We start from the raw sequence: 255 nt of genomic DNA, 5'->3' as shown, positions 1-255 counted from the left end.
ACAACAAGCAGGCGCAAGACAAGGACTGGTTCGACGTCGCGCATTTCCCTAACGCGACCTTCGCGTCAACGTCCATCGCGCCGGCCGGCGGCAACAAATTCAACGTGGCCGGCAAGCTGACCATCAAGGGCAAATCCCAGAACGTCACGGTGCCGGTCACTGTCACGCAGCAGGGTGCCACGCAGACCTTCGATGGCGCGCTGCCCATCAAACGCACGCAGTTCGATGTCGGTTCGGGCGAGTGGAAAGACACGT

The 255-nt window shown here is 61.2% G+C and carries 1 protein-coding gene; it reads left to right on the top strand.

The genetic code is table 11. From position 1 onward, the window contains the following. On the top strand, positions 1-255 hold a 255-nt coding region (locus ACRXB1_RS37835), incomplete at both ends, for a YceI family protein (protein ID WP_449494989.1).

The sequence above is a fragment of the Caballeronia sp. M23-90 genome (genome assembly GCF_053574605.1).
This window is presented reverse-complemented; position numbering and strand designations above follow the sequence as displayed.